Here is an 885-nt window from a genome sequence, read left to right on the forward strand (position 1 = left end):
TTGTCATAGTAGGCCAATTCTGGGCTTGAAACCTTGGCTTCCGCCTTGATTGACGCACGACCTGTAAAGCTATAAGTTCCTGTCGCTGGAAGATTGATGGCACCTGTAGTGGCTGGTTTGCTTTCAGCAGGTTCGCTGCTAGTAGCATAATCGCCACCTTGGATACCGAAGTATTCTTCCAAACTCAAGCCTGAATCGTGAATATCTTTAGCTTCTTTACCCACATAGCGGATGTGCCATGCTTCTGGCATGTAGCCAGTTGAAGCTTCTTTACCTGCTTGGAAACGAACGATAAAGCCATAGTTATGTGCATTGTCTTTAAGCCATTGGCTAGCACGTGAATCTTCAAGCAAATTACCAGATTTATCGGTCAAATCAAAGACTAATCCAGTTTGGTGTTCGCTATATCCAGGACGAGCTGAGTAACGGTCCGCAGCTGCCTGACCATCACGGCTAACATAGTTGTCGTAAAGAGTCTTTTGATAGTTATAAGAACGGAAACCACTGTATGAACGTCCAACATTCAAACCTTGGTTAATCATATCGTCACGAAGGCGAACAAAGGCTGCCTTAGCTGTAGGATTTTCACCTGGGTTATAGTCCTTAGAAAGACCATGTTTCTTATTGACAATGATAATATCATCGTATTTACCATGAACACTATAGTAAGAACCGTTATTTGTCAATTTTCCTGTAACTTTAGTTTCAGTGACTTGAGGCACTGTGGCTTTGGTTTCTGTGATATAGGTTCTCTTACCATTCAACATATAGTAAAGATGCACAGAATAGGTACCAGCATCGCCCTTATGGCTAGCTGTGTCTACATGAACCTTGTAGCTTCCATCTGATTGTTTGTCAGCATGATACCAAGTAAGGTCGTCTTGG

1 protein-coding gene is annotated in these 885 nt (G+C 42.7%); it reads right to left on the reverse strand.

Features of this window, described 5'->3' with window-relative positions:
• Positions 1–885 (reverse strand): LD-carboxypeptidase LdcB/DacB (gene ldcB, locus ADF62_RS06795; protein WP_048788423.1); only part of this gene is annotated, 885 nt, incomplete at both ends.

The sequence above is a fragment of the Streptococcus sp. 1004_SSPC genome, from assembly GCF_001069025.1.
Taxonomy (GTDB): domain Bacteria; phylum Bacillota; class Bacilli; order Lactobacillales; family Streptococcaceae; genus Streptococcus; species Streptococcus vestibularis.